The organism is Paragemmobacter kunshanensis (assembly GCF_011059185.1).
In the GTDB taxonomy this organism is placed as follows: domain Bacteria; phylum Pseudomonadota; class Alphaproteobacteria; order Rhodobacterales; family Rhodobacteraceae; genus Paragemmobacter; species Paragemmobacter kunshanensis.
In genome coordinates this window covers 84,148-90,241 of the sequence record NZ_JAALFE010000017.1, presented here as the reverse complement: position 1 = coordinate 90,241, position 6,094 = coordinate 84,148, and the positions used below count along the sequence as shown (strand labels likewise).

The window sequence follows — 6,094 nt, the reverse complement described above, 5'->3', positions numbered from 1 at the left end:
TCGGGGAAGGGTCACATGGGTCAAATCTCAATGGAAATCTTCAGCCCAACCGGGTCAGCTCTCAGCGCAAATCAACACTCTTGGATATTCTTGCCCCGCATTTTCAGGCAATCGAAGCAGTTCTTGGCGAGAAGGAATGTGCTCCGCATTTGCGCGCAATGCTCTACGGCCCGGATGTACAGGGCGACACGTGGCAGGAGGTGTTTGAGACCTATTGGCCGTCGATCTGTCTCGACTGGCGCGGCGCAAAGCTCATCGACAATGCCGGGATCTTTGCCCTGTATGGCGTCACGCCATCAGATGTCCCGTTCGAAGAGCGCCCGGCTTGGGTTGCCGATCTTGCGCAGAAGCTCGATCAGTTCCGCCTTCTTGTTGGGACATCTGCAGAGAATGCCATCGGCCGCATCATCAATCTCGCGCTCTCCCGTCACGCTATTGATACGGGCGTAGGCGAAGTCGACCTGCAGTCGCTCGCCCTGTTCGGCGGCGTTACGGAAGGCCGTATCCGGAACATCCTGTCTAGCGGCGACGGTGGTCTGGATAAGGTCGGCCAGCGGGTGACGGCTGTCAGTGCTGCCTCGTGGTTGAAGGGGAGGAAGGAATTCTTTGCCTCGATCTGGCAGCAGCCCGATGAGGCGGCACCTGAGGCGCCGAGCCCGGATTTCTCGGACGAGGTGGTCTTCGTTCCCGTCGCCGCAGACGGAAGCCATTTCCATCCCGGTCTCGAGCGCGGAGGCAAGTTCATGATCGGTGCAAAGGGTGAGGAGGTCTCGTACCCCTCCTTCAACGAGGCGCTGTCTGCCCTGCAGAAGATGGCCACACCGCGCTGGCGCCGCCCGAACGAGGCGGGAAACTGGGGCATTGTCTCGGGCCGCGACTGGAAGCGCATCGAGCGCAGCCAGCTGATGTCGAAGTAAACCGGAGTTTGATGATGCGTTTCTCTGCCGAAGACCTTCTGTCCGCCCTGCTCGAAGCTGCGCCCCGCCCGACCTCTCAGGCGCCGCGCGATGCACGTGGCCTTTACGGCCTTGTCGATCACCATGGTGATCTTCGCTACATCGGCTCGACCAGTTCGACTGATCAGACCTTCTACGAACGGATCCACCGGCGCCATCGGACCGGATCGGAAGGCATGAGCCATTACTTTTCGGCTATGTACAACACCGGCCGGATGTGGCGCGACCGGACAGATCCTTTGACCAAGGCCGATGGTGATCTTGCCAAGGCATTGCGCAACGAGTTTGTCATCGATCACTGCCGGGCTGTCTGGTTGCCTTTGCCTGACACCGTCGACATCGCCCGGCTGGAGGCCGAGGTGCTCTCCCTCGCGCCCGATCATGTGATCGCCTGGAACCGGCGCCGGATGCAGGCTTATGACGAACCGGTCGATCTGGTCGAGGGTACGCTGCGCCGCCTTGGCTGGGGCGCCCGCGAAAAGGCGGCCATCGAACGGCAGCGGCTGCGGTTCATGTCCGCGATGGTTAGTCCCGTCGCCGCGCCAGCGCCGAAGCCCGCGACCGTCCGGCAGATGCGCGTCACGCCCTTTCCTGAGGGACCGTTCCGCTTCTTTGCTTTGGACGTTGAGACCGCGAACAACGATCGTGGCAGCATTTGCCAGATCGGTGTCGCCTGCGTGCGCCCCGACAATTCCATCGAGACTTGGGTGACCTATGTCGACCCGCAGGAGGAGCGCTGGGTGTTCACATATCTGCATGGGATCAGTGCCCGCACGGTGCAGGGCGCCCCGACCTTTGCGGAGGTGCTGCCAGTCCTGCGGGATGCGCTGAACGGGGCGACGGTCTACCAGCACTCTGGTTTTGACCGTAGCGCCGTCGCTGCTGCTTGTGGCAACTGCGGCCTGCCCGTTCCTCAGTGGGACTGGCGCGACAGCGTCAATGTCGCTCGCGTTGCCTGGCCCGAATTGCGGGGTAATGCCGGCCATGGCCTTGCAAGCCTCAAGCAGCACCTTGGCCTCAAGTTCGAGCATCATGACGCAGGCGAGGATGCCCGCGCAGCAGCGGAGGTGGTCCTTCGCTCCGAAGGCATTCAGCTTGTTCGCACGCGGCCTCCGGTACCGACGGGCCAGATTTTGCTTGTCGCCGACGAGGATTTCCACCTGATCGAGGACGACGATAACACCGTGCTTGTTGTCCAAGAGCCCGCGGCTGCATCGATGCCGTCGGACCCAAACCCGTGCAAGCACACCGGGCGCCACATCGGCACAACCGAAATCACGCGGGGAAACCTCGACAACAACCACATTTATCTCAGGAGTTTCTTCGATAAGTTCCCGGCAGATGCGATCGGCGGATCAAACCGTGCCTCGGCCGCCCAGCGCGAAATTGCCGTCGACTGGGGCGGCGCGACCGTTGTCATGACAGACCTCGATGGTCAGAAGAAGTTCTTCCGCAAGCGCGCTTGGATCCGGGAGTTCTTCGAGCGCCACGGTGCGCGCGCTGGAGACATGGTGGCGGTCGAGGAAGTGGCGCCTTACAGTTATCGTGTGGCGCTTCAGCGGCGTATTTCTTAGGAATGAATGGCAGGCCGTCGGATCCCGGCCCGATACACAATCCGACGGCTTTGTTCTGGGCGATCAGGTGAATGATGAGCAATGTTCAAGCGTGACGAGATATCCGGATCGGCTTGCACTGTCGGTCACGAAGGGGGCGGGCTGAAATTGGCTTGGGACGATGTTGACCCGCTTCGACAGGCAGATGCTATCGACTGGTGGCAGGAGCAACGCTGGGCTGCGCGCGCTTTCTGTCAGTGCAGGGATGCTGAACTGCGAGAGGTAGCGCGGACTCGCGTAGACGCACTGCCGCTGCAAGACCTGGTTTGGGAAACATCCTCGCAAAGAAAGGCACTTGAGCTTGAAATCCTCGAAGGAGTTCAAAAGGCCGAAGTGCAGCTAGCAAGCGAGTTGGAACATGTCCTTGCGGCGAACCTGTCCGGTAACGATGACCTGACCGATTATTCCGGTTGGAGCGGACGGGATCTCGCCAAACTGGCCCTCGGTGGCAGCGGCACAGCTGCTTTGGCGACTGTCGCTGCGCGTGCGTCCCCAGGACTTCTTGGGATGATTGGCATTGGAGCCGCGTCGGCTGTCGCGGCCCCATTGGCTGTTACTGTGGGTGCAGCTGTTTTCGCGTGGTCAGCGGCCTCAGTGGTAGGTAGTAAGCGGCAGGCTTATCTGCAGTTGGTTCAAGATGCAGTGACGCGGTTGCTTATCGCAACCGATAGCGTGGAAGGGTCTGTCCTTAGCCGCCATCTGAGTCGTCTTGATGAAGCATACAAGCTGCGTATCGAGAACGCATCATGACCTATTCGTTTGTCGTCCCACCAGAACTGCAAGCAATGTGGGAGGCGGGAAAGCTGATCCGCCGAGGAGCGCTGCTGATCAATGCGAACGGTGGTGGCATTGTGGCTCACCTGCAGGAAACGGGCGCATTCTCAGCCATACAACCGCTGGGCTCGGTTCTCTCGTCCTTGACGGGCGTCACCTCAGCAGGTTCCTTGGTCACGGGTGCTATCAGCGTCGTCCAGAATGAACAGATCAAGCGTCGTATCGACGTGATGCAGTCGATGCTTGGTGTCATGCAGGGTTTGCAGGTGGCAACTCTGGCAGGGTCGATAGCGAGCCTCGGAGTCAGCGCCGCTGGCACGGCGATCGTCTGTCAGCGGCTAGAGAAGCTGCGCCGCGACGTTCAGTCCACACACGATAGCGTCCTCGCCTTCCGGGACGAATGGCGCGCATATGAACTTCAACAGCTGCTCGAAAGGGCGACCAACCGAATTGAACGCGTAGACGGCGCCGCGGTGCGCGTCGATCGAAGGCCACTCCTGACTGAGGCCGAGCAGGTTCTGCACGAAACCTTTGATGCCATGCACAATAGAGTGAAGCTGCTCTACACGCGGGAGGCAATCCCAATCGATAGCCTCAGACTGCTGCTCGACGGAATGGCGGTCACTGGTGGTGCACAAATCAAGGCTCTTTTCCTTCTTGACGAACCGATAGCGGCAAAGGATCAGGCATCTCGCCAGTTTAAGAAGCTCATGCAGCTAACGAAGGAAATGCCCGCAGACCTTCTGGTTGGACGCGTCGGTGGGACGGAAGCAGCTGATCAGAACGCACGTGATGTAGCAGTCACACTCTCGGAAACGCGCCACCGCGTTGCTAGCCTGCCTAGCCTTGTTGACCACCTAGGTCTGCAAGGAATCTCTGCTCGAAGCTATATCGAGCTGGCCGAGGCCGAAGATGACGCGCCGTTGATGATTATGCAGGTGGGCAAGCCCCAAGCATGACCGACATTTGTTGGAGTGGCAGAGGCCTACGCTGTGTACAGGCAGTGGACGCCAACTCATCTCTGCTGCTCATTGGCAGTGCACGACCTCTTTCAGTTCAGGGAGCGGGCTGGCGATCAGGCGAATCGAGAGATCGACTGTCGACTCCGCGGCCTTACCCGCGCCGGCGAACTCACCACTCCTCTGAGCGTTAGCGTAGTTGCTGATCATCAGTTGCTGTTGGACGCGATGGTCAAGACCATCTGCTGTGCCGATGGCTTCAAAGGCATCGATCCCCACGGAACCAGCGAAGAAGCGATTGCCCCGCACTCTCAAGTGCTGCTCGATGGAAAGTCCGATGTTCAGCGTTTCGTGAACTCCTATTTGCTTTCCAGAAGCAACGCTGACGTTGAAGCCCCTAATTTCGGACGCGGGGCGGCGCGCAAACGGGATAGGTGCTCCCTCGACGAAAACGGAGCCAGAAACGTCCCTATCGGCACGAAAGTGCTCGGGAAGGTTTCCCTGTATCCGAACCTCACCGACGGATACGAAAGCTGCTGCCTTGAGGTTTCCCTCCATCTCCCGGACGATAGGTCCCAGCGAAAGATCCCCTGAGTTCTCTTTGATGGAGATCCGGAGGTTCGCCAATACTTCGGGTGTTCTGGCACGAAGGTTCATACGCAGGGGCTCATACCGTGCTCTTAGTTCCTCGACACCTCGACACACTTCCGCGTTTCCAACGCCGGAAAGTTCCCTGATCGTAAAGTCGTAGTCTTGAACGATCTCGCTGGACGCACCCTGTACAGATTCGGCACGCTCTTTTAGCGCCTGAGCCAAGGCCACTTTGTCAGCGGCCTTCTGTTCGTCGATCATTGCACGGAGATCTGCCTCAAACTCTGTACGATTCCAATACTCGTCAAGTTTCACAATGCCGTAGTCGGCAATCAACCACGCGCCGACACCGCCAACGGCCGCGCACAGCCCGGCACCCGGGCCTGTCCATGAGCAAGCAAGTGCTCCTGTGCCTGCTCCACCAATTGTAGCAGCCCATTTTCCTCCAGCTTTTGCGGTCGCTTTGACTGCAAGTTTGGAGGCGATCTTCTTAGCCATCGTCGATGCTACTGCTTTGATCGTGGCTGCCGTGCCAATTGCAGTTGCCGTGCTGACCGGCACGGTGATCGCCATCCGTGATATTGCATTATCTATGGCGCGCTTGGTGAGCGGGCCCAAGTCGGACATTCCAGCATCGTTGACGGACGCCGTAAGCTCCGTTTCGAACAATGAATCAAACCGTCGGTCAAGGTCTTGGCCGACAACACGAAGTCGGCTGTCGAGTCCGTCAAAGAGCATCTCTTGCAACTTTGCGCCAACGTCCCCTAGAGCCGCGGCGCCAAGTTCAGCATATTCACCCCAGACCGAATAATGATGGTCCGCATAAATCGGGATCGCCTCGTATACTGGGGCGTAGGCGCCATCGAGAAGTGGATCAATCAGCTCTGTCACCGCCTCAAGGGCAACCTTGTTGGCGTCTTTCAACTTGGAATCCAGTTCCGACGCACTGTGCTCGCTGGGAGCACTTGCCATAGGACGATCGTCGGCTGGGATCTCGCTTCTCGCGATAGGAGGGACATACCACAGGCGAGCGGCCGCTAATATTGCCAATGCCAAGGTGATTGCCGCCATCAGGAAGAAGAATCCCCAGAACCACCGGGCCAGGTTTGGCGGCCTTGAACTGACCGTCTGCGCCTTGCTGGCACGCTCTGCTACACCGAGGTCAGGCGACGAACGGGAGGTCTTAGTCTTCACTTCCACC

General features: G+C 59.2%; 5 protein-coding genes. 4 read left to right on the top strand and 1 reads right to left on the bottom strand.

What is annotated here, in order from left to right; all coding sequences use genetic code 11:
* From G5V65_RS22120 to G5V65_RS16265, 4 genes are all read left to right on the top strand, one after another.
* A partial coding sequence (locus tag G5V65_RS22120; RefSeq protein WP_206526837.1) for a hypothetical protein occupies positions 1-917 on the top strand: 917 nt, incomplete at its 5' end.
* 11 nt (positions 918-928) lie between these two features.
* On the top strand, positions 929-2,530 hold the full coding sequence (locus tag G5V65_RS16275; protein ID WP_241250610.1) for a 3'-5' exonuclease: 1,602 nt from the start codon (positions 929-931) through the stop codon (positions 2,528-2,530).
* A gap of 81 nt (positions 2,531-2,611) precedes the next feature.
* Complete coding sequence (locus tag G5V65_RS16270; protein WP_165052105.1) at positions 2,612-3,319, top strand: hypothetical protein; 708 nt, start codon at positions 2,612-2,614, stop codon at positions 3,317-3,319.
* Positions 3,316-4,302 (top strand): hypothetical protein, encoded by a 987-nt coding sequence (locus G5V65_RS16265; protein WP_165052102.1) that lies wholly within the window; start codon positions 3,316-3,318, stop codon positions 4,300-4,302. The genes G5V65_RS16270 and G5V65_RS16265 overlap by 4 nt, the downstream gene beginning before the upstream one ends.
* Before the next feature lie 69 nt (positions 4,303-4,371).
* Here the strand turns inward: G5V65_RS16265 and G5V65_RS16260 are convergent, their stop codons facing one another.
* Complete coding sequence (locus G5V65_RS16260) at positions 4,372-6,093, bottom strand: hypothetical protein (protein ID WP_165052100.1); 1,722 nt, start codon at positions 6,091-6,093, stop codon at positions 4,372-4,374.
* Between the last annotated feature and the right edge of the window lies 1 nt (position 6,094).

Coding starts and splice junctions, on each gene's coding strand:
- G5V65_RS16265 (WP_165052102.1), top strand. CDS start 3,316: ATGACCTATTCGTTTGTCGTCCCACCAGAACTGCAAGCAATGTGGGAG.
- G5V65_RS16270 (WP_165052105.1), top strand. CDS start 2,612: ATGTTCAAGCGTGACGAGATATCCGGATCGGCTTGCACTGTCGGTCAC.
- G5V65_RS16275 (WP_241250610.1), top strand. CDS start 929: ATGATGCGTTTCTCTGCCGAAGACCTTCTGTCCGCCCTGCTCGAAGCT.